At 44.3% G+C, this 21,783-nt stretch carries 19 protein-coding genes; 3 read left to right on the top strand and 16 right to left on the bottom strand.

Annotation, left to right across the window (positions count from 1 at the left end):
- Positions 1-46: 46 nt before the first annotated feature.
- The 6 genes from mobB to BBA02S_RS01625 all read right to left on the bottom strand — a co-directional run bounded on the left by mobB (position 47) and on the right by BBA02S_RS01625 (position 5,600).
- Positions 47-580, bottom strand: coding sequence for a molybdopterin-guanine dinucleotide biosynthesis protein B (gene mobB, locus BBA02S_RS01650; protein WP_041096085.1), 534 nt, complete (start codon positions 578-580; stop codon positions 47-49).
- On the bottom strand, positions 565-1,830 hold the full coding sequence (locus tag BBA02S_RS01645) for a molybdopterin molybdotransferase MoeA (RefSeq protein ID WP_041096086.1): 1,266 nt from the start codon (positions 1,828-1,830) through the stop codon (positions 565-567). Before BBA02S_RS01645 ends, mobB begins: the two co-directional genes overlap by 16 nt.
- A gap of 97 nt (positions 1,831-1,927) precedes the next feature.
- Entirely contained in the window at positions 1,928-2,944 is a 1,017-nt protein-coding gene (locus tag BBA02S_RS01640; protein WP_041113628.1) for a zinc-binding dehydrogenase, read from the bottom strand.
- A gap of 216 nt (positions 2,945-3,160) precedes the next feature.
- The gene (locus BBA02S_RS01635) at positions 3,161-3,547 is read right to left on the bottom strand and encodes a hypothetical protein (RefSeq protein WP_370670936.1); all 387 of its coding nucleotides are present in this window, start codon (positions 3,545-3,547) and stop codon (positions 3,161-3,163) included.
- Between the two features lie 129 nt (positions 3,548-3,676).
- A complete protein-coding gene (locus BBA02S_RS01630; protein ID WP_041096088.1) occupies positions 3,677-3,997 on the bottom strand; it encodes a 2Fe-2S iron-sulfur cluster-binding protein in 321 nt (106 codons plus the stop codon).
- A gap of 205 nt (positions 3,998-4,202) precedes the next feature.
- On the bottom strand, positions 4,203-5,600 hold the full coding sequence (locus BBA02S_RS01625; protein WP_041096089.1) for a M20/M25/M40 family metallo-hydrolase: 1,398 nt from the start codon (positions 5,598-5,600) through the stop codon (positions 4,203-4,205).
- Between the two features lie 330 nt (positions 5,601-5,930).
- Here BBA02S_RS01625 and BBA02S_RS01620 point away from each other — a divergent pair, with 330 nt between their 5' ends.
- Positions 5,931-6,728 carry an SDR family NAD(P)-dependent oxidoreductase gene (locus BBA02S_RS01620; RefSeq protein WP_041096090.1) on the top strand — a complete coding sequence of 266 codons (798 nt, stop codon included), beginning with the start codon at positions 5,931-5,933 and terminating at the stop codon, positions 6,726-6,728.
- A gap of 46 nt (positions 6,729-6,774) precedes the next feature.
- Here the strand turns inward: BBA02S_RS01620 and BBA02S_RS01615 are convergent, their stop codons facing one another.
- The 7 genes from BBA02S_RS01615 to thiD form a co-directional block, all read right to left on the bottom strand.
- Positions 6,775-7,875: an ABC transporter substrate-binding protein gene (locus tag BBA02S_RS01615; protein WP_041096091.1), complete on the bottom strand. Its 1,101-nt coding sequence runs from the start codon at positions 7,873-7,875 to the stop codon at positions 6,775-6,777.
- 13 nt (positions 7,876-7,888) lie between these two features.
- Positions 7,889-8,668 carry an ABC transporter ATP-binding protein gene (locus tag BBA02S_RS01610; protein ID WP_041096092.1) on the bottom strand — a complete coding sequence of 260 codons (780 nt, stop codon included), beginning with the start codon at positions 8,666-8,668 and terminating at the stop codon, positions 7,889-7,891.
- A 4-nt stretch (positions 8,669-8,672) separates the two neighbouring features.
- The gene (locus BBA02S_RS01605) at positions 8,673-9,488 is read right to left on the bottom strand and encodes an ABC transporter permease (protein WP_041096093.1); all 816 of its coding nucleotides are present in this window, start codon (positions 9,486-9,488) and stop codon (positions 8,673-8,675) included.
- A gap of 168 nt (positions 9,489-9,656) precedes the next feature.
- Positions 9,657-10,109, bottom strand: a complete 453-nt coding sequence (locus tag BBA02S_RS01600) for a YaiI/YqxD family protein (protein WP_041096094.1) — start codon at positions 10,107-10,109, stop codon at positions 9,657-9,659.
- A gap of 30 nt (positions 10,110-10,139) precedes the next feature.
- Positions 10,140-11,726 (bottom strand): ATP-binding protein, encoded by a 1,587-nt coding sequence (locus BBA02S_RS01595; RefSeq protein ID WP_052475067.1) that lies wholly within the window; start codon positions 11,724-11,726, stop codon positions 10,140-10,142.
- Positions 11,727-12,141: 415 nt separating this feature from the next.
- Positions 12,142-12,903: a hypothetical protein gene (locus BBA02S_RS01590; RefSeq protein ID WP_041096095.1), complete on the bottom strand. Its 762-nt coding sequence runs from the start codon at positions 12,901-12,903 to the stop codon at positions 12,142-12,144.
- 154 nt (positions 12,904-13,057) lie between these two features.
- Positions 13,058-13,882, bottom strand: a complete 825-nt coding sequence (gene thiD / locus BBA02S_RS01585) for a bifunctional hydroxymethylpyrimidine kinase/phosphomethylpyrimidine kinase (RefSeq protein WP_041096096.1) — start codon at positions 13,880-13,882, stop codon at positions 13,058-13,060.
- A 124-nt stretch (positions 13,883-14,006) separates the two neighbouring features.
- Between thiD and BBA02S_RS01580 the strand changes: the two genes are divergently transcribed.
- Together BBA02S_RS01580 and BBA02S_RS01575 are read left to right on the top strand one after the other, a co-directional pair.
- Positions 14,007-15,512: a phytoene desaturase family protein gene (locus tag BBA02S_RS01580; RefSeq protein WP_306305157.1), complete on the top strand. Its 1,506-nt coding sequence runs from the start codon at positions 14,007-14,009 to the stop codon at positions 15,510-15,512.
- Between the two features lie 465 nt (positions 15,513-15,977).
- On the top strand, positions 15,978-16,820 hold the full coding sequence (locus BBA02S_RS01575) for a polysaccharide deacetylase family protein (RefSeq protein WP_041096100.1): 843 nt from the start codon (positions 15,978-15,980) through the stop codon (positions 16,818-16,820).
- A 123-nt stretch (positions 16,821-16,943) separates the two neighbouring features.
- On the opposite strand, the gene BBA02S_RS01570 is transcribed toward BBA02S_RS01575, so the two are convergent.
- The 3 genes from BBA02S_RS01570 to BBA02S_RS01560 all read right to left on the bottom strand — a co-directional run bounded on the left by BBA02S_RS01570 (position 16,944) and on the right by BBA02S_RS01560 (position 21,647).
- A complete protein-coding gene (locus tag BBA02S_RS01570) occupies positions 16,944-18,293 on the bottom strand; it encodes a polysaccharide deacetylase family protein (protein WP_169799347.1) in 1,350 nt (449 codons plus the stop codon).
- Between the two features lie 1,041 nt (positions 18,294-19,334).
- Positions 19,335-20,306 carry an NAD(P)H-dependent flavin oxidoreductase gene (locus BBA02S_RS01565; protein ID WP_041096104.1) on the bottom strand — a complete coding sequence of 324 codons (972 nt, stop codon included), beginning with the start codon at positions 20,304-20,306 and terminating at the stop codon, positions 19,335-19,337.
- 183 nt (positions 20,307-20,489) lie between these two features.
- Entirely contained in the window at positions 20,490-21,647 is a 1,158-nt protein-coding gene (locus tag BBA02S_RS01560) for a CapA family protein (RefSeq protein ID WP_041113630.1), read from the bottom strand.
- Positions 21,648-21,783: the final 136 nt, after the last annotated feature.

Genomic DNA, 21,783 nt, shown 5'->3' with positions numbered 1-21,783 from the left:
TCTATTATCATACCATACGGATAAGCCCGCATTAGCCTCTTCTTTCTCAGTCAGTCAGCAAACAGCGCTTCATATAATAAACGAACCACTGAAGATAGGCTGCTTCTTCGGAAAGCAAAAAAACAGGGAAGGCGGACGGCTTTATCGAGAGGGGTTCCCAGCTGATGACTGCTTGGATATGTGTCAGCTCATCAAGCAAGTCAAGTTCTTGTTCTCCTTTAATTAACACGATTTTCGGATACTGAGCCTGCTTATACCCTTCAACGAGCAGCAGGTCAACAGGAAAGTGCCCATATAGTTCAACGATTTCCTCCAGCTTCCAATTATCCTTGGCAACAGTAATCTGAAGCCTGCCTCCGCCTTCTACACCCGTTGCAAGCGCGCCCGCCTGCCGGTATTTTCCGCTGTCTTTTTGACCCTCTAAGAGTAAGGGCAGTCCGCCGTGACCATGATGTTTCAAGGCAGCAGCAGTCCAGCCGTGCTCGCCAGTCTTTTTGATCAGCTTTGTCATTAACGTAGTCTTTCCGCTGTTTTGGAAACCGACAATTTGAAGAACGGGTTTTTTCACTCCCAAGGCCATTCACTGCCCTCAGGCGAATCGAGCAGCAGGACATCCACCTGATCCCCTTTTTGGAAGCCTCTCGTTCCGCCGGGCAACATGGTTAACGCATCTGTATAAGCAAGAACCGCCACAGCATTGGATTTATTGAATCCGCTTGGATCAGCCTGCAACACACCATCCTCTATCCGGAGAGAGCTTCTAATAAAGCGCGTAAACGGATTGGGCTTTAAAAAGTCTCCTGCGAGCTCCGCCTTCACTTTTTTCAGATGAGGCTTTTCGGAAAATGATTGGTGCAATATAACAGGACGGACAAATAGCTCAAAGCCGACGTAACAAGCAGACGGGTTTCCTGACAAGCCGAACAATACCTTGTTATTCGTCTCAGCAACGGTCGTCACGCTTCCCGGACGCATCGCTACTTTATTAAATAATACTTCAGCACCGATCTCTTTATAGATATCCGGAAGCAAATCAAAGTCGCCTACCGAGACGCCGCCTGTTGTAATAAGCAAATCTACTTTTTGCAAGGCTTCCTGAATAGCAGACAGGCAAAGGTCAAATTGATCAGGGAGCTTGCCGAAATAAAGTGGAGCAGCACCTGCTCTTTCAATTTGCGCAAGAATCATATGGGCATTGCTGTTGCGAATTTTCCCAGGCTGTAATTCTTCATGCACATCAAGCAGCTCTGATCCTGTGGCAAACACGCCAATAACCGGTTTTTCAGCCACCTCCACCGTACTGTAGCCGAACGTGGCCAAAAGCGCCATGACCCCAGGGTTAATATACTCGCCTTTTGAAACGAGCACTTTGCCTTCCGGTGTATCCTCACCGGCAAAAGAAATGTGATCTCCAGGCATAAACGGACGCTTAATCGTAATATACTGGGCAGGTCCATCTGAATGCTCAGCCGTCAATTCAAACATCACCACCGCATCACAAGACTCGGGAACTTGCGCACCTGTCATGATTCTTACCGCTTCCCGCTCCTTCACTTCCCCTGAAAAGACCTCTCCGGCACCAATCTCCCCAATGACCCGGAATGTCAGGGGATGATCTCTTGAAGCTGTTTCAGAGTCCCTGGCTCTAATGGCAAACCCATCATACGGAGAACGGTTAAAGGGAGGGACAGGATGTTTAGCCACCACATCCTCTGCCAGCCTTCGCCCATACGCCTGATCGATATGTATTGTTTCTTTTGTTCCGGCTCCTGCTGCCTCCATCACCTTTTTGACAGCTTCAGCAACCGTAATCGGGATTCTTTTCTCCAACTTCCTTCGTCTCCTCCTCTATAGTCCAGCGATTTATCTTCATTCAGTGTATCGCAAAATAATATAAGGAGCAAAACCCAATGATCATTTAACTGATTCATGCGCCGCTATCTGGTATTTCTAATACAATCTTTCCAAATTGACGGCCTTTTTCCATATATACTTGCGCCTGGACCGCCTCTTCTAATGAAAAAACCCGATCAACGACCGGCCGGATGCGATGCTGTTCAAAGAATTGAAGCATCTGTTCAAAATCCCGGGGACTTCCCATGGTTGTTCCCATTACATTCAAATGCTTGAAAAAGAGCCGCGGAAGCACAAAGTCAGGCACAGGCCCAGCGGTTGCTCCAAAACTGACGATCCTTCCGCCCGGCTTCGCCAATTGAATCAGGTCATTAAACGTTTGGCCGCCTACGCCATCAATCGCAAGGTCTGCTCCTCCCATTTGAGATTTCAACTCCTTGATGTAAGTATCTGAACGATAATTTGTGCCGCCGGCTGCGCCGAGTTTTTTCGCTCTTTCAAGCTTTTCTTCACTACTTGAAGTAACAAATACACGAGCCCCGGCGGCAACCGCGATTTGCAAGGCAAACAGCGCCACTCCGCTGCCAATCCCTGGAATCAGCACATTTTCTCCTTTCTTCACATTGCCCCTTGTGATCAATGCCCGGTAAGCAGTTAAGGCAGATAAAGGAAGGGCGGCTGCTTCCTCTAAAGAAAGATAAGGCGGCTTTACATAAACGTTTTCAGCAGGCACAACGATGTATTGGGCATACGTGCCATTTGAAGGCATTCCAAGAATGGAATAGCTTGGTCCATTAAAAGCCTCTTCCACTCCCCAATTTAAAGAGGGATTAATCAAGACTTCTGTTCCAATGTCCATAGCTTTCACGCCTTCTCCCACAGCGGACACTTCTCCCGCTCCATCAGCCCCAAGGATAGAAGGCAGTGTCATGCCCGGATACTTTCCATAAGTAATCCACACATCTCTTCGATTAAGCGCGGCATATTTCAGCCGCACGAGCACTTCATTCTTCCCAGGTACTGGAGTATTCACCTCTTCGTATGAGAGCTGTTCGGGTCCGCCTGTTTTTCGTAACACAATAGCTTTCATTTCGTTCACTCCCCTTATAGCTGCTTCTCTTTATCTAAAATTAACCGAATAATCAGTAAATAACAACCTTTCTGCTTCTCTTTTTATTTAGGGCGATAAGCTTGTCCCTGCAATCCAATAAAAATCCGGCAGCTTTGTCTCTCTGATTAAAAGAGCTAAGCTGCCGAACGTCTCTCTATTTCTTAGCAATAGTATCCGTACGGATAGCCGTAACTATCAGTATCCATATCCGTATCCGTACGGATAGCCGTAACCATACGGATAGCCGTAGCCATAGCCATAATACGGAGCAAATAACGCGCTGCCTAACAATCCGCCGGCAAGCCCTCCGATGAACGGGCTGCCAAAACCATAATAAGGATATCCGAAGCCATAGAATGGGCGGCCAAAGCCAAATGGTCTCCCAAAACCAAACGGTCTGCCAAAACCAAACGGACGGCCAAAGCCGAACGGTCTGCCGAACCCAAAGGGACGACCAAAGCCAAACGGACGGCCAAAACCACCAAATGGTCTAATCCTGCTATCTTCAGTTATTGCCTGTTCTTCCTCTGCTCTCATATCGTACAGATGCCCTTCCGGCAACATTTGAGTTTCTAGGTTCATAAAAGCGCCTCCATCTTTTTAAAAATTTAAGTTTCAATTAATCATATGCTTAAATCACAGATTTTCTTGGGCGCTTTTTAAATCTATCGGGCGATGTCTGAAGATTGAAAGGCGGATCATGACAGAGTGTTATTCAGCTGGCCGCGGACCTATTTTCATTCCGGAATTTTCTTTTGTTAAAATCGGGCGCACCGTCACGTCACCATTTACATAAACCTGGCAGGATAACCGCAAAAGATCTTCAATCCCCTTTTCCGAAAAAGCATTTTTTTCTGCAAGAGTCGCTTCATAGTATTCACCGTCCAATACTTCTACCCGGCAAGTTGTGCACCTTGCTTTTCCTCCGCATTGATGGAGAATATCTACACCATTATCTTCCAACGCTAAAACTAATTTTCGGCCTTTCTCTACCTCGAACTCTCCATATCCGATAACAGAAATAATGGGCATCTAAATGGCCTCCTCGCAAAGATTCCTTTTCTTCTTCGTCAAATACCAGTGTCGGTTAAAGAACAAATTTGTATACAAATAAGCACAGATCTGCTATCGCACCAATAATCTGCTGATTGGCATGGACCAAGGACCGTTTTTAAGCAAAAATAAAGAGAGCAGCTGGAAAGCAAGCTCTCCAACCACCCTCAGTATGCTCGTATGCTTAAAGCGGACGTTCTTCAAAAGGAGGCTCCGCCGGTTTCGGAGCTACTTGAGCACGCTCTAGAGCAGGCGTGTCTTTGCGGGCAATTTGATAAACGCCGGCACCGACTACTTTCGCCATATTCTCCATTTTTTCTTTGCTGATTTTATCGATTGTATCTGTCGGCTGATGATATTCCGGCTCTAGCGGTGCATAAGAGAAAACAGCGGCAGCAATACCGCCTTCATGAAACGGCTGATGATCGCTCCGTCCAACCTTTCCATAGGTAAGCGGCTTAAACACGCGGCTGCTTGCTGATGCCCCTGTATTGGTAACGACGTTTCTCTCGCCATCTACTGTAAACATAATCATATCCCCTGCATTTTTGCTGCCGACCATATCAAAATTGAACATGCCAATCGACCGGTCAATCTCCTCTTTTGTTAACGTAGAGACGTAGTGATAGGAGCCAAGCAAGCCGATTTCCTCCGCGCCGAACGTCAGAAAGCGCACTTCCGTATCTGTTTGCTGGCTGCTCAATACACGGGCAATTTCCAGATTTACCGCCACGCCGGATGCGTTATCGCTCGCACCAGGAGAGCCTGGTACAGAGTCATGATGGGAACCAACGTAAAGAATTTGTCCGGTATCGTGATTTTTATGAGCTTTTTTCACAGCCACTACGTTATGGGACGTTTTTGTAACCATGCCGCCGCCCAGCACTTTTACCGTTGCTGTCACCGTCTGCTCCTTCTCTATTAAGGCTTTCAGTGCTTCTCCTTCGGTCTTTGTTAAGCCAAGTGTTGCTACATAATTTCCGGAAGAAGGGAGGCTGCTTTTTAAAGGGCCAGTTGTATTATTATAAATAAGTACAGCCTTTGCCCCTGCTGCCGCTGCATTCGCTGCTTTTTCAGCAAATGTGATGCCTCCCCGCTCGATCAGCGCAATTTTTCCAGCTGCGTCCTTGCCGGCAAAATCAGACGCCCGTCCCAATCCGGCATCCATGATTTCTCCGGTTGCTCCCTCAGCTGGAGTATTGGGAGAATACTTGAACACACTTGGTTCTAAACCTTTTCCTGAATGCCCGGCAATTTGAATCGAAATTTCTTTTGCTTCCTCGTAAGTTTGAAACGTAAACGGCTGGATGTTCACGTCCAATCCGTAGGAACGATATTGGGCAGCGATATAGTCAACCGCTTTTCTTTCCGCTTCGCTGCCTGTCACGCGCTCCCCAATGCCGACAGACAAAGCCGAAACATGCTGATAAATTTTCTCGGCATCAATTTTTTGAACAACCTTGTTGTCCAATGCCTGCGTTGCCGCCTTAGCCGCGATAGGCGCTTCATAAACTGAGAGCGGCACCGCCAGCACACTTGCTGCCATCACACCCGATAAAACCGCTTTTCTCCACTTCCCCATCTTATTCCCCCGCTTTCTTGTTTTTATGATTCGCTCGTGCTGACACAACTATGTAAGTTATTGATAATCATATAGGAAAGTAAGCGTTTTCAAAATAGGCTGTTATTAGTATATTTGCCTATATCCAGCTGATTTTTCCTGCAATACTAATCTCATAGACCTATAAACAAAGAATAAACATGTGATTAAGTCCTCCCGATAAACAGGAACGGCCTAGTCAAAAACGCCTTCGGTTCTCCTGTACGCCTATTTATTCGTGCATTTAACAGTCATTCTGTTATACTATTTAAATAGTTCTGAATACTTTCTATACATAAAGGGGTTTATAGAATGAAAGCACATACAGATTTCAATGGAAAAGTCTGTTTGATCACAGGAGCAGGAAGCGACTCAGGCATCGGCTTCGCTGCAGCCGAGATTATTGGCGGACTCGGCGGAAAAATAGCGATTACCTCCACAACCGAACGGATTTACGAACGGGAAAAGGAACTAAAAGACCAAGGGATAGAAGCAACCGGCTACACCGCAGACTTAATGGATGAGAAACAAGTGCACAAGCTTGTGCAAAGTGTATTGAAGGATTACGGAAAAATTGATATTCTCATCAACAATGCCGGAATGGGACAGATTGGCTCCCCTGAAAAATTTATTCCTTTTGCTGAACTGGATGCAACAGAGTGGGACATCTCCATTTCCCGCAACTTATCTACATGCTTTTACGTCACTCGCGCCGTTCTTCCACAAATGATTGAAAACAAGTATGGAAGAATCGTCAATGTTTCGTCTGTTACCGGTCCGCTCGTCAGCAATCCCGGAGAGTCCGGCTATAGTGCAGCTAAAGCAGCAATTGTTGGGATGAGCCGAGGAATTGCTATTGAGGTGGCCAAGCATCATATTACCGTCAATAATGTGGCCCCTGGATGGATCGCGACCGGTTCACAAACAGAGCATGAACGAATTGCAGGTGAAAATACACCGATGGGCCGAAATGGCCAGCCTGATGAAGTTGGACACTTGATTACCTTTCTTGCATCAGAACAGGCTTCTTATATTACCGGCCAGCTTTTCGTTGTTGATGGCGGCAATACAATTCAGGATTATAAAGGCCCGCGCGAACATTATTATTAATAGCAAAAGAGCACAGAAGGATCCTCTGTGCTCTTCTCCATTTCCTTTATTTATTTGTCTCATATCCCCCGATGATTTTCACGGCTTCTGCAGCTAATGAAGGATCAATCGCTTGGTCAAGGTCAATCGTTCCGCGAATGGCCCCGTTGGCCTTATACATGTCGTACTGCTTTTTAATATCCTCAACGTACATTTGTCCGTCTGGGTTTAACCCTGTCACAAAAACGTTTTCCCACATTTTTTCATCTTTCAGAGCAGTATGCTTTGTCATAATTTGAATAATTTCTGCTTTGTTTTTCCCGTTCATAAAAGCGTCATTGTAATCGCGTACTCCCTTTAAATAGGCGGTCATGAACCGCAGGGATACCTCTTTTTCTTCGTTGACAAATTGCGGCGATGCCAGCACCATAGCGATCTGTGCTTCCGGCGCATAGTCAGTCGTGTCGCCAAAGCGCACGTGAAGCCCTTTCTTCTCTCCCTGGGTAATAAAAGGCTCGATCTGAAGAGCCGCATCGACGGTGCCATTGTTCACCGCAGCCATCATACTCCCGAAATCAGGCATTAATACGAATTTTACCTCCTCTCTTGTCAGTCCGCCGTGTGCAATCATTTGCTCAAATATATAATCATCTACACCATCTTTCGTTGAAATAGCAATCCGCTTTCCTTTAAAGTCCGCGTACTCTTTGATTTCCCCTTGTTTATCTTTGCCGATCACGAAAGAGAAGTACGATTTCCCTTTCACATTGTGTCCTTTATCAGCAATAATCTTTACATCAATCCCTTGGGCAATGGCGTTGAAAAAAGAAGCTGTTGATACACCGCCGGCAATATCCACTTCTCCAGCAGCCAAAGCCGGCAGCATGTCATCGCTATTGGCAAATTGAGCAAACTTTACTTCGATATTGTAATCTGCAAAATATCCTTTTTCTTTTGCGATGTAAAAGCCGGCACCTGAGGCCGCTCCATCTTCTGCGATAACGACAGTTGTTTTCTTTTTAAGAGGAGTTAAATCGCCGGATGGGTTCTTTTGATTTGCATTCCCGCCAGAGTCCCCCTCCTCTGTTCCTGATGGTGTGCAGCCGCTGGCGAGCAGCAAGAAAGCGGCCAGCAGCAGCGAATAAAAACAAAGCATTCGTTTTCCCATCACTTTTCCTCCTTTATTCTCTGGATGCTTGCACCTCATCTTGCAAATGCTTGCGTATCTCCATAAAAGCAGCGGCCGCTCCCTGATCCGCCCGCACTTGCTCCATGGTACGCGGCCGCGGCAAATGAACTTGAATTTCGCTGGCGATCTTTCCCGGCTGGGCACTCATCAGCAAAATCCGGTCTGCCAGCAAAAGGGCCTCATCAATGCTATGAGTAATAAATAACACCGTCTTCTTTGTCTCTGTCCAAATCGCCAGCAGCTCCTCCTGCAAAATAAATTTATTTTGCTCATCCAAGGCAGCAAACGGTTCATCCATCAATAAAATCTCGGGGTCATTGGCAAAAGCCCGGGCAATGCTCACACGCTGCTTCATGCCGCCTGAAAGCTCCTTAGGATAAAGGGAGGCAGACTCGTTCAGCCCTGTTTTCTTCAAATAATAGTCCGTTCGTTCTTGAATAATGCTTTTCGGCAGCTTTCTCATTTTCAAACCAAATGCGACGTTCTCCTTGACTGTCAGCCAGGGAATCACTCCTTTTTCCTGGAAAACCATTGACTGCAGCGGCCGATCCTTACCGCTCGGCACAATTTGATAAGAGCCGGTGCTTGCCTTCTCAAGGCCGGCCAAAATTCGAAGCAGCGTTGTTTTTCCGCAGCCGCTTGGTCCAACGAGGCAGACGAATTCTCCGTCCTTAATCGTCGTGGTCATCCGATCCAAAGCTGTGACACGGCTTTCTTTTTTATAAAAAACCTTCGTCAAATTTTTAATCACGATTTTAGACGGCTCTTCCACTTGATCACCTCCAAGGAATTAGCTTTTTTTGCAGCATTCGCAGTCCCAGCGAAAAGAGATAACCGAAAAATGAAATTAAAATCAGCCCGACAAACATCTCCTTTAATAAAAAGGCTTTATACGATGTCCATATTAAATAGCCGATGCCTGATGTGGCTCCCATCATTTCCGCCGCTACAATGGTAAGCAGCGCAATAGCCTGCCCCATCTGAATCCCCTCAAGCATGACCGGAAGGGAACCAGGCAACGCAATTTTAAAAAAATACTCTTTTGAACCAGCTCCGTAGTTTTTGGCGACATCCAAATAAATCGCATCGATGTTTAACACGCCGGCTGCCGTGTTGATCACGACCGGAAAAAATACACTGCCGGCAATGGTTACAACTTTGGACATATCGCCAATCCCGAATAAAATAATAATAAGCGGAAGCAAAGCAAGCGTCGGAATAGGCATCAGAGCCATCACCAGCGGAGAAATAAAGTGGCGGACCGGAGAGTAAAGCCCCATTAACAGCCCAATAATCACTCCGGGAATCACGCCAAGCAGGAACCCCGCAAAAATACGGTAAAGAGAAATCCAAATGTGGCTGAACAGTTCTCCGCTCATCCCCATCGCAAGGAATGTCTTTAGAATCTCAAACGGCGGCGGAAAGAAACGGGGATCAATTAAAGCAGTGCGCGATAAGAATTCCCAAAGCAAAAGCACAAAAATAGGGGAACAAATCGTCAGTGCTTTTTTGTACCTTTCTTTTCTTTGCTGCCTCTTCCATTCTTCTTGTTCAACCTTAAACGGATCAAAACGAACAGCTGTTTTTTTCATCCTTCACACCTCACCACCTCTACAACTATAAAGTATGTAAAAAGCCCAGAAAGTGTGAAACTAAATGGCGCATCCGCCTCCCTATCCCGAACTGTCAGGAGAACATATAAAGCCCCGCCCTTGTTAAGATAGATAACAAGGGCGGGGCTTTTAGCGCGGTCTAAAGATTTAATTTCCAGGAACGATCAGCCGTTTGATAAGCTTTGTCAGCTGTTCTTCAAACTGCCGATCATCTTCCCTGCGTCTTTTTTTCGGTCCTTTTAACCTGCCGCCGGCTTGCCGCGCTTTTTTAGCAGCGTGGCGAAAGCTGAGAAGCTGATCAATATTCTCCGTTGTATACAGGCGGCCGTTTTGATCAATAGGATGGGCTGCCTTAGCAAGCACCATAGCGGCCAAGCCATAATCTTGCGTCACGACAATATCTCCTTTTTTCACTCGATTCACTAAAACAAAATCGACTGCATCCGCTCCTTTTGACACAGTAATTGTCTCCGCTCCCTCTCTCTGCATAAGATGGGCAGTGTCGCAAATCAATGTAATCTTCAAGCTGAATAGTTGGGCTATTTTGATCGCTTGATCAATAACCGGACAGCCATCTGCGTCAACTAGAATAGCCGGCATGACACTCCACTCCTCCCTCAGCATGGGAAGTCATTCCATGCTGCTAATCGGCAAAACCATCTCCACCGTCGTTCCTTTTTTTACTTTGCTTCGGATGTTCAGCGTCCCCTTATGCTGCTCAATAATATGCTTGATAATCATATAGCCGAGCCCTGTGCCCGCTTCCTTTGTTGTGTAAAATGGGGTGCCCAGCTTCTGAATTTGCTCAGCCTCCATCCCTTCTCCTGTATCTGTGATTCGGATCATCACTTTTGCATCCGGTGTTTCTTCCATGCGGATGATCAGCTGCCCGCCCAGCGGCATCGCTTCGACGCTATTCTTAAAAATATTGATAAATACTTGTTTTAATTGATTTTCGTTGCAATGAACCCTGCAGCTGTCTGTTATTGCTTCTGTTATTACTTCGATATTGTTCATACTGGCTTGCGCTTGGAACAAAGCAATGGTTTCCTCTAATACCTTCTTTACATTCTTGTTCTGAAAATGGACAACATTCGGCTTAGATAACACTAAAAATTCACTGACAATCAAATTAATCCGGTCAATTTCTTCAAGAATTAACTGAGCGTGCGACTCCTCAAAGCCTTTCTCTGCAAGCTGGATAAAACCGCGGATCGTCGTAAGCGGATTCCGGATCTCATGAGCCACACTCGCAGCCATTTGGCCTACAGCCGCAAGCTTTTCTGTATTTACCAACAGTTCTTCCGTCTGCTTGCGGCGGCTGATGTCCTTTATTTGGGCAAAAGCGCCGATTAATCTTTGTTGTTCATCGAGAATTGGCAGTGCATCAAATAAAACCGTCTGCTCACGTCCATCCTTTTCAGCGAATGATAGCTCCAGATCTGTGTATTGCTCATTCTTTTCGATCACCTCGTTTAAGTAGGCGCCAAAACGGTCCAGTATATGCACCGGTTGAAAAAGCACCTGCTCTCTTTTCTGCCCGGTCAAACGCTCAGCTGCATGGTTAAATCCAATCAGGTTTCCTTCTTTGTTTGAAATAATCATACCGTTTCTCGTCGTATTCATAATCAGCTGATTGATGATATGCAGTTTCTCGTTTTGATTCAGCAGCTGCAGCTCCCTTTCGATCGAATCTTTCATCATAAGCAACAAGGTCAGTAAGAGAGGGCTGCCTTGATCAACGGTTGTCATAAAGGAAATGGCGCCTATCATATGGCCGCTGATCGGATCTTTAATGGATACGCCATAACAAGCCGAAGCATGAAGACAGTGATGGTAATGGTCGAGACCGATGACTTCGATAGGCTCATTGTACTTTAACGCCAAATTAATACAATTGATTCCGTAATTTTCTTCCGTAAAGTGTACGCCTTCTTTTATGCCTAACTGATTGACTGTCTCTTTAATCGTTTGATCTCCAAGCATTTGCATGACGTAACCTTCGCGATCGGTCGTAGCCGTTAACACCGGAAATCCTTGCATGGAAGAAATAAATCTTTCAAAAGAATGATGAACAATCTTGAGGAAGCGCTTATGCTCTTGACACTTTTGCTTCAGCTCCTCCTCTGACAAGATATCGTTGAATCCCGGTATGGCGAGAGGGTCCATTCCCTGCTGCTGGCATTGCTGCTTTAAGGTATCAAAACATACATCCATTCGCTCTATTCTCCCCTATCCCTTAAATAACTAATTATTTTCTGCAGTTTCGCCTATAGCTTGAGTTTATCAGAAGAATGATCAAAACCGAACAACCTATTTCCTAGGCTCTCTTGATAGATTGTTAATTAATAAACAGCCTGATCAATAGACAAATCCCGATACCATCCCCTCGCGAATGAAAGGAAGGAAGCAAGTTTATTTATATATGCGACTCATTCTAGACAAGCGATTGAGGAGAATCGCAGCTGTTGTGAAGGGATATCTCATCATTTAGTGAAGATGGATCAAGTAGTAAACTAGGATTTTGCAGCTGCAGCTTTAAAATAAAGCAGGATCAAAATCCTCTCACAAACCGGTATTTGATGATAAATAAAAAGAATCTATTTTGAAAAAGATGGATCAAAATAGATTCTTATCTACTTGAATCGTTATAACCATTCGATTCCTCCACAATTTGCTTTAAGTATCCTTCGGGAATGGCTTCAGTCATTAAGATATTCTTTGAAAATGACTGATTCTCTGTCGTTGTAATTTCAAGTAACAGCCTATCCTTTAAGCTAAGTTTGTATGGCTCGTGAATAATAATGTCTACTGTATCTCCTTGTTTAAGTGTCAAGGGGAAAACAGCTTCCTCACGATTTTGCTCGAAGGAAATCGTTGCTGCACTATCATAATGACCAATTGAGTCAATCGTTACATCTTCCGCAGATGTATACGTATAGCGAAGTAAATGATGATCCTTTGCCGCATCAGCCGCCTCGTCTTCCAATAGGAGAACAAGCATGGTTTCAATCGGAGAATAGTCTTCAAATGAAATTTGAACAGGTAATACACGTCCTTCAAGGGAAAGAAAATAGGCAAGCTGGTCATCTGTCAGTTTCACTACGTCTTCTCGCAGCTCATAGCCATTTTGTGCTGCTAATACTTGTGTAAAATCAGTTATCCCATCCTCATGAATGTTGGGTCGCAGAGGATAAAAACCTTTTGTGTTATGCGCAATTTCCATTACATACGTATCATCATCTTGATCAACTATATATGAAACTGCTAATGTTTTAGTTACTTCGTCAAATTGAACGGACATTATAACAGGTTCTTCTAAATTTACTTTGGGCCAAGCAAAATATACACCCACCGCCATGAAGGCCGCTAAAGTAATGATCCATTTCTTCATCTGACAGATCAGCCCCCTTCCTCTTAGTACTTCACTCACTCAAGCAAATTGGCTTACACCTCACACACCTATTTATGGAAGAAACCAATTTGTAAAACAAATAGAAACTAGAAAACGCCAACGAAATTTTTGGCATTTTCATGGAGATCACCTTTTATTCTATCGTCACCTTACAAGCTGTTTCATTGTATTTGCTATAAGCGGCATGATTTGTTGGCCCGACACCTCTTTTAAAACGAATGGAGTGTCGAATGGCTGCCGTAATAAATTTTTTCGCTTTTCCCACTGCTTCTGGCACGCTTTTTCCTTTCGCCAGCTCAGCGGTGATCGCTGCCGAGTATGTACAGCCTGCTCCATTGGTGTGGATCGTATCAATGCGCGGAGCTTCCAATAAGAAGAATTGCTTGCCGTCAAATAGGACATCAATAGCTGGTCCTTCTAAGCGGCCGCCTTTGACAAGAACATATTTCGGACCGAGATGGTGCAGTGCCTGCGCTGCTTCTTTTAGCTCTTCGATCGATGTGAGTGGACCAGCTTCTAATAGTTTGGCTGCTTCAGGCATATTGGGCGTAATGATCGTGGCCAGGGGCAAGAGCTTTGTTTTCATGGCATGAATCGCATCATCCTTTAGTAAGGCAGACCCCATCTTTCCGATCATTACTGGATCAACAACAATATTAGCCACAGCGGCTTCTTCAATCCACTGGGCTGTTTTTGCAATAATTTCTTCCGTGAATAACATACCTGTTTTAATCGCATCGGCTCCAATATCGTGCAAAGCGGTATATACTTGTGCTTCAATCGCTTCAATCGTTTGCGGGAAAATTCCTTGCTCAGTTCGCGGATGACTAGCCACGATCGCAGTAATGGCACTCATTCCAAATACATCTAGCTCTTGAAATGTTTTTATATCTGCTTGAATGCCGGCGCCCCCTCTAGCAGCTGAGCCAGCAATTGATAATGCTCGAGTAATGGTCATAACATCTGATCCTTTCCAAATAGATGGTAGTTTTATTATATCGGGGAAGGACAGAAAGAAGCAATCATCACTATCTGACTGGAGAAAGAGCTAGAATTTGAGTTTATTTATTTTCCTCTTCATAATGAGAATGGGAGGAATGGATATGTCAAAACGTGTCATGGTTGTAGGAGCAGGTATAGCCGGGTTAACGGCTGCTTCAATGCTTGCGAAAGTCGGATATCAAGTAACGGTATTAGAAGCATCGTCTGAACTTGGAGGTTGTGCTAGTAAATTTCAAAGGCATCCGTTTTTATACCCGGCAGGAGCGACATTAGGAATGGGGCTTGAGCCAAACGGCATCCACGAACGAGTATTTCGTTTTTTGCAGAAGCCGTTTCCGGTTGAACCGTTAGAAGTGGTGATGGAGATGATTCACCCTGCTCATACTTTTACATTTTATCGGGATCGCGTTCGGCATGTAGAGCAAATGAAAGCTCTATTTCCAGAAGAAGCGAAACGGATTGAGGCGTTTTATCAAGAAATCTTTGAAACCGCAGGCATCGTACGGACGTTAATGCAACGATTGCCGATTTTACCCCCAACTACTATTCGGGAATGGAGCTACTTAATGGCATCGATCCGCCCTATTCATGTGAAGCTGTTGCCTAATTTTAACCGGACATTGCATGATGTGTTGAAAAAACACTCTCTACATACCTTGCGCCCTTTCGTACATATGCTTGATGGGCTGCTCATTGACAGTATGCAGACCGGGAGCCGGGACGTGTCTTATTTGCTGGCAGCAGTCGCTCTCGATATTTATCACGAAGGCGCCTTTTATGTTCCGGGCGGTTTGTATCGGCTAGCTGACAGGATGGGGGAAAGCATAGTAGAGAACGAGGGCATGATTAAGAAAAGAAGAACGGTGGAAAAGGTCACAGCATCCGGCAATCAATGGATTGTATATGATCATCGAGGGCAATCGTATGAAGCCGACTTTGTGATTTTAAATAGCGCCATTCAGCAGCTGCCGCAATTATTGGAACCAAAGCTGGTTCAACAGCTGAAAAAACCGCTGAAGCAGCATGTGAATGAACCGACGTGGGTGACGCTCACACTGTATATTACTGTTCATGCGCAAAAGCTGGGTGAGCCGCTGCCATTATTTCGGCAAATTTCAACGAGCAGTGACGGCAATATGGCCGAAGGAGAGCATTTTTTCATGTCTGCCTCCGAGTTAGGAGATCATAGGCGAGCGCCAGACAATTATCAAACGATTACGATCTCTACGCATTCGAATCCAGCTCACTGGGCAACAAAAGAGCAGTACGACCATTATCGTGCGGCCTTGGCAGAAAAAATGTTAACAGCGGTTGAAAAAGTCGTCCCCTCTTTCCGAGAATCAATTGAATCGATGGAGTACGGGGCACCAAAGGCGTGGGAAAACTACACGAAAAGACCCAATGGCTACGTCGGCGGTTTTCCGCAAACAGTTGCCCACGCTTTATTCCGCTCTATTTCACACCGATCAGGCCTCAACAACCTCTACCTTTGCGGAGACCATATTTTTCCTGGTGGAGGAACGATCGGAGCGGCGGCAAGCGGGATTCATGTGGCTCGATCGATTTCGAAAAACCGGTTGATTTAACTAGCAATCAGTGAGGAATCAAGCCCCTCACTGATTGCAGGTTCACTTTACGAGTCTGCTATTGTCAAGAGTCATCGCTGCCTCTTTTAGAACAGTGACTTCCTCAGCATCAGGTGGTGAGCGGCAGTCCCCTGATTTTTGTTGCAGTGCCTCTAAAAATTCTGGTGGCTGATCCAAATAGACCCATGCTTTATGAACTTCCTTGAACTGCCCAAAGTAGCTAAAAGGAGCATTTTATTTGCAGTGAATTTAGCCTGCCTTCCCTTGTGATTGTGAATATTTTATGATTAGGTCATTTTCATAGAGGAAATGATCTATTGTCGTTATGTCACCATTGCTTAAAAATATCAGGCGGATGGATGGATCGTTTCCTATTTTTCTTTACACAGTGAAACCCAAACTTGTTCATGGGAGGTTATAATAAAGTGATTGATACAGTTTGAGATTAAAGAATGAGGGAGAAATATGAAAGCAAGATGTTTACTATTAAGTACGTGTGTATCTTTATGTTTGCTTCAAGGATGTAGTCAGAAAGAGGAGAAAGAATCAATTCCGGCAGCGGAAAAGGAAGTAGCAGAAGTGTCAAAAAAGGCGCCTGAAGAAGTAATGAAGCCCCTTGATTTAAGTGCATTTGAACGCAAGCCCGTGCAATGGGGCGAACAGGTGGATGGAGTAAAAACAAGAATGGAAACGGACGAGAAGAAAATGGCGCTTACCTTTGATGCATGCGGAGGGACTCATGGCAGTGGCTATGATGAAGAACTCCTCTCTTTTTTACGAGCGGAACAGGTTCCAGCTACGTTGTTTTTAAATGAACGTTGGATTCAGGCAAATAAGGCGCTTTTTTTAGAGCTAGCGGCTGATCCTTTGTTTCAAATTGAAAACCATGGAACGGAGCATGCCCCGCTGTCTGTCGCAGGTGGAGAAGCATGGGGAATTGAAGCCACTGCCTCGCCGCAAGCCGTTTATGATGAAATTATGAGCAATCACCAAACGGTAAAAGCCTTGACAGGCAAGGAGATGACGATGTTTCGTTCGGGAACAGCTTATTACGATGAAGTGGCTGTTCAATTAGCGGAGGAGCTCGGCTATCAAGTGGTTAATTTTGATGTGCTTGGCGATGCGGGAGCGACATTTTCGAGCGAACAGGTGAAACAAGCATTAATAAGCGCAAAAGAAGGTGCCATTGCTCTGTTGCATATGAACCAGCCACAAAGCGGCACAGCTGAAGGAGTGAAGCAAGCGGTGCCGGTTTTGCGGGAGCAAGGCTATGAGTTTGTGCTGCTTGGAAATGAAACGTTAGAATAAGAAACAGCTTCAGATATTTAGCCTATACGCCACCCAGCATCGGCTCGAAGAAATAACTTTATCAAACAAAAAGAAACACCGCCACCTGGTTATTCAGGTGACAGTGTTTCTTTGCTGCATCCATCAGTTCACTTTACTATAATATGGACCTAATTCCGACTGGTTGTTTAATGACAGCAACTGTGACACGGTTATAAATTGATAGCCTTGTTTTTTAAGAGCTGTTAATAAGGAAGGCAATGCTTCTGCTGTTGAAAGGTGAATATCATGCATCAATACAATCGAGCCAGGCTTGACCGTCCGCAGAACTACATCATTGACGGCTTGGGCATTCCGGCTTTTCCAATCAAGCGAATCAACTGACCATAGAATAATTGGTGTCCCTTCGCGTTTAGCCGCGTGCAGGACTTTATCATTGTAAGCTCCGTACGGAGGGCGCAACAGTGTCGGCTTATATCCAGTCGCTCCTTCAATCTTGCGGCTTGCTTCTCCAAGCTCTTGCTGAATTTGAGCATCTTTTAACGTGGACAAATCCCGGTGGCTCTGAGTATGGCTTCCGATCTCGTGCCCTTCAGTCAATACCTGCTGGGCTACTTGAGGATAATATTCAGCCTGACTGCCCAGCATAAAAAACGTCGCAACCGCATCATGGGCTTTCAACGCACTTAAAACTTTAGGAGTCGAAGTGGCATTCGGTCCATCATCAAAGGTAAGAGCCACATATTTCCCATTAGGATCCAATTTAACGGGCTTCCCACCCGGCTTAATAAGCTGTCCTTTTGACTGCTCGGATGTTTTGATTTCCTTGGCGATGTCTTCGTTTAAAAACGGCTTGACCTGCTCCACCGGAAGAACTGCTTTCAATGATCCAGCCGGCCCGGCTGCTGCCTCATGCTTATCAAAATACAGAATAAATGATTTTTGGCTGATGGACCATTTCCACTGACTTTCATCTTTCAGAGCATCCTCCAGCAAATCATCCATTATGTAAAAGGCGATATCTTCCTGGCTGTTTAATTGATCGGTCACCAACGCGCGGATTTCATCCAGACTGTCTTTCTTATCCTGCAAAATATCCGTCACCGTTAAAATTTTATTTTGAGCTACGTCAATAACAAATGTTTTAATCGTCTCTTGTCTATTTGCGCCTTCAGTGTACTGATAAGCGGAAAAAACAAGACTGTATATATGGTCATTAACTTTGCCTGTATCTACTTCAATTGTTAAGTTTGCACGCTTTTTCTTTTCAAATAAATTCGAATGGGCTTTTACCTCTTCGACAAATTGTTCTTCCTGTCTTTTTGCCCATTGCTGAATCGGCTGGTTGACTTTTTCGCTGGCGGCAAGAGGCATGCTGATCGCCAGTGTATAATCTTTCGTTTCACTCGTTCTTGTTTCCAGCTGTAACCCAGGATATTTACTCAGTTTCTTTGTTTCTACTTTTTCATTCTTTGCATATGTAGAGTTTTCCAATATACGGTTAAATCCTATGAGTACAAAAAGAAAAATTATAGTCAGAATGACCCAAGCAGGCCAACGCAATCGTTTCATTTTCTCTAAATCCCTTCAATAATAGCTAGATAATATGAATCTATATACACTGTAATAATTGCATGTAAGTTTTCTAGCATTTAGCAAAAAAACCAAATGTCGACCTCTCGTATTTTATGCTATTTTTTGTTAAAGGTCAATGGAATCAGGGAATATAATTCGACAATATGGCAAAAAATATAAATTAGAAGGTTATAAGAGAAAATGTAAACGATTCCCCTTTTGTATCTTTTCTGAAAAAACAGACTAAAGAACCATAAAAGTCTTTTTCTATCCTTTAGTAAGTTAGATGCATCGAACAATGCGGACGGTTGATTTCGATTCCAATCCTCAAGGTGCACGAGGGTAGAACAGTCCTATAATGATGGCTGTTTTAGAATAAATAGATCAATCTCCCGAGTTGAACTTTCGAAAAACAATCCAACAGAGCCAAATAGATATGATCGCTTTAGATCAGCTTGTCCCATAAAGCCATTTAGCCCGCCAGATGACGGGCATAACCAATTTATTCAAGATTTATTGGAAAATAACTTATTACCTATCAAGCCACCGACTAAAGCAGATAACCCAGTAACTATTAATGAGGTAACAAGGCTTGCGTTAGGAAGTAAATACTCTGATAAAAAAACCGTCATTCCAACAAATAGACCTGTAAACAAAGCCGTTCCAACGTTGCCCCTTTTTATAACAGACACCTCCAATATTTGACATAAAAACGATAATGATTATTCTATTCAAGTCACTCCGTTAGTTGAACAAGTATTACACATTGAACTTTGACAAGCGTAAGCTATCATAAGTGTCCGTCATTCAAATTGCTCAAAATCCATTTGTTTTAATGGCTGAACCATTATAATAGAGCCCAACAACAAAAGAGGTTCAGAATAAGAGCATTCTGAACTTCTTTTGTTCGCAAGCCAAGACATGAATGAATAATCATTCATGTCTTGGCTTGTCTTTTCACTATACTTTTTCGCTTATCAGCATTTGTCTTGCTTCATTATAGGCATCCTTCAGCTCATCAACAATTTGCGAGACCGTTTGAACGCTGTGAATCATATGAACGCCTTGGCCAGCTGACCAAATATTTTTCCATGCTTTCGGCCCATCTTCATTCATTTTGGAAAAATCGGCTTGCTCCTTTTTCTCTAATTGATCGGGATCCAATCCTGCTTGCCTAATACTGGGCTTTAAGTAATTAGCCTTTACCCCGCTGAAAGCGTTTGTGTAGATTAAGTCATCAAGTGTGGAATCAATCAGCATGTCGCGGTACTCTGTTTGGGCAAAGCTTTCTTCTGCTGGAATAAAGCGGGTTCCCATATAAGCAAAATCAGCTCCAAGCGCTTGTGCAGCCATAATATCCCGGCCGTTCGAGATGGCCCCTGACAGAATGGTGATGCCATTCCAAAACTCCTTCACTGCCCCGACAAATGCGAAAGGATTAATCGTGCCTGCATGGCCTCCCGCTCCTGTGCACACCAATATCAGCCCGTCTACTCCTCTTGCAGCTGCTTTTTTGGCATGCGACACAGTAATTACATCCGCGAAAACTAAACCGCCATATTGATGAACAGCTTCTGCGACTGGGCTCGGGTCGCCTAACGAGGTAATAACAATCGGCGGCTTATATTCTTTAATTAACTCTAGATCTTCGTCATACCGCTTATTTGAACGGTGAGCGATAAAGTTAACGGCCCAAGGAGCAATAACCTGGCCCGGATTTTGGCGCTCAGCTTCCTCCAGTTCGAGTGTAATTGCTTCCATCCACTCCTTCAGCGTTTCTGCTGTCCGGGCGTTTAACAGCGGAAACGAGCCGATTATCCCTGATTTGCAGCCTTCAATCACCATCCGCGGACTGGATACTAAAAACATCGGAGCCATAATTACCGGCAGAGATACTTTCTTTTCCAGTTTTTTCATGAGTTCTTTTCTCATCTTTCCCCTCCTTTTTTTCAGGTATATCCTATTCTTCGTCATCTCTGTCCAGAAATCCTTTGATTCTCTTAAAGAACATGATTGATCTTTCTGCCGATTTTGATGCGGAGGAGTTCCTTCCGCTCTTTTAAATACAAAAAAAGCTGGGCAAATAATGTCTTATTTGCCCAGCTTTCCTTTCGCTTACTTGCCGGTTTCATATTGCAGCCAATCTGATCCATTAATTTGGTCAGAGACATCGATAATTTTCTTCTTGACTCGCTCCGCTTCTGCGCCTTCCAATTTTTTAGGCTGATAGTTATTCCTATAGGCCACAGAAGAGATAGAGAATGGAACAACATTAATCTCTTTTTTGTCCGTCAATTTCCCGTTCTTCAGATGAAACGTCTGCTGGAATACATACGTATCTTTATCGCTTGGGTTGCGGTTGCCGCCAAACATAAAGTTGCCTAGACTGTAAACAATAAATTTGCCATTGTATTCTTCTACCCCCTGAACGACATGAGGATGATGACCAAGAACCAAGTCGGCCCCGCTGTCTACCGTGTAATGTGCCAGCGTTTTTTGTGACTCTGCCGGCACATAGCTTCGTTCCACTCCCCAATGATAATGAACAAGAACGATTTCAGCGCCTTTTTTCTTTAATGACTGGATATCCTTTGCTACTTGCTCGCGAATCTCTCTTGTATCGTTCCAGCCTTCATAGCCGAGAGCGCCTACCTTTATTCCTTTTACTTCCGTTATATATTGATGGTCGTAGCCAAAGTAGCCTATTTTTTGTTTCTTTAGTGTCTCTATCGTATCTTCATAGCCTTTTTGCAAATAGTCATGAATATGATTGTTAGCCAGATTGACGCTCTCAATTCCGCCAAGCTCCAAAATTTGTGCATAAGAAGGATCACCTTTAAAGCGGAATTTCTTGACGGCTTTTTCTGTAGCATTTGTCAAGGTCGTCTCTAGATTAACAGTTGATAAATCATCGTTTTTAAAAATATCGTCTAATTCTGCTACAAAGTACGGAAGACCATTCTTTTCTGCTTCATCAGGAAAAGAGCCTGCATATTGGAACGTTTCATCCGTCCCAAGCGTAAAGTCTCCAGCCGCACTAATGGTGAGCGTGGTTTCCTTTATCGGCGCCGATTGTTTTTTCTCTGCTTGCTTTGCTTCTGCTCTTCCTTTGTTTGTATCTACACTTACTGCGGTTTCACCAGATTTTAAGCTGAAATTATATATGGAGAGTCCGACAATCAACATACTGAGAACACAAAGCGTCAGTTTCACTGATTTTTTTAAGCGTCTGCGCTTTCTTCTCTTCTTTCGGCTGTTTAGTTCATTATTCATCTTCTTGCCAATAGCCCCTTTATGTGATTATTTTTCCACCTCCTATGAATATACTACAATTTTTGTTAAATAACTATCACTATTTTATCAGGGTTTGTGTATCTATCCGGCTGTTTCTGGTACTCTTCCAGCACTC

This window comes from Bacillus badius NBRC 15713, assembly GCF_001591605.1.
GTDB classification, from domain to species: domain Bacteria; phylum Bacillota; class Bacilli; order Bacillales; family Domibacillaceae; genus Pseudobacillus; species Pseudobacillus badius.
Note: the sequence above shows the minus strand (reverse complement) of the source record. Positions and strands in the feature narration are given on the sequence as shown.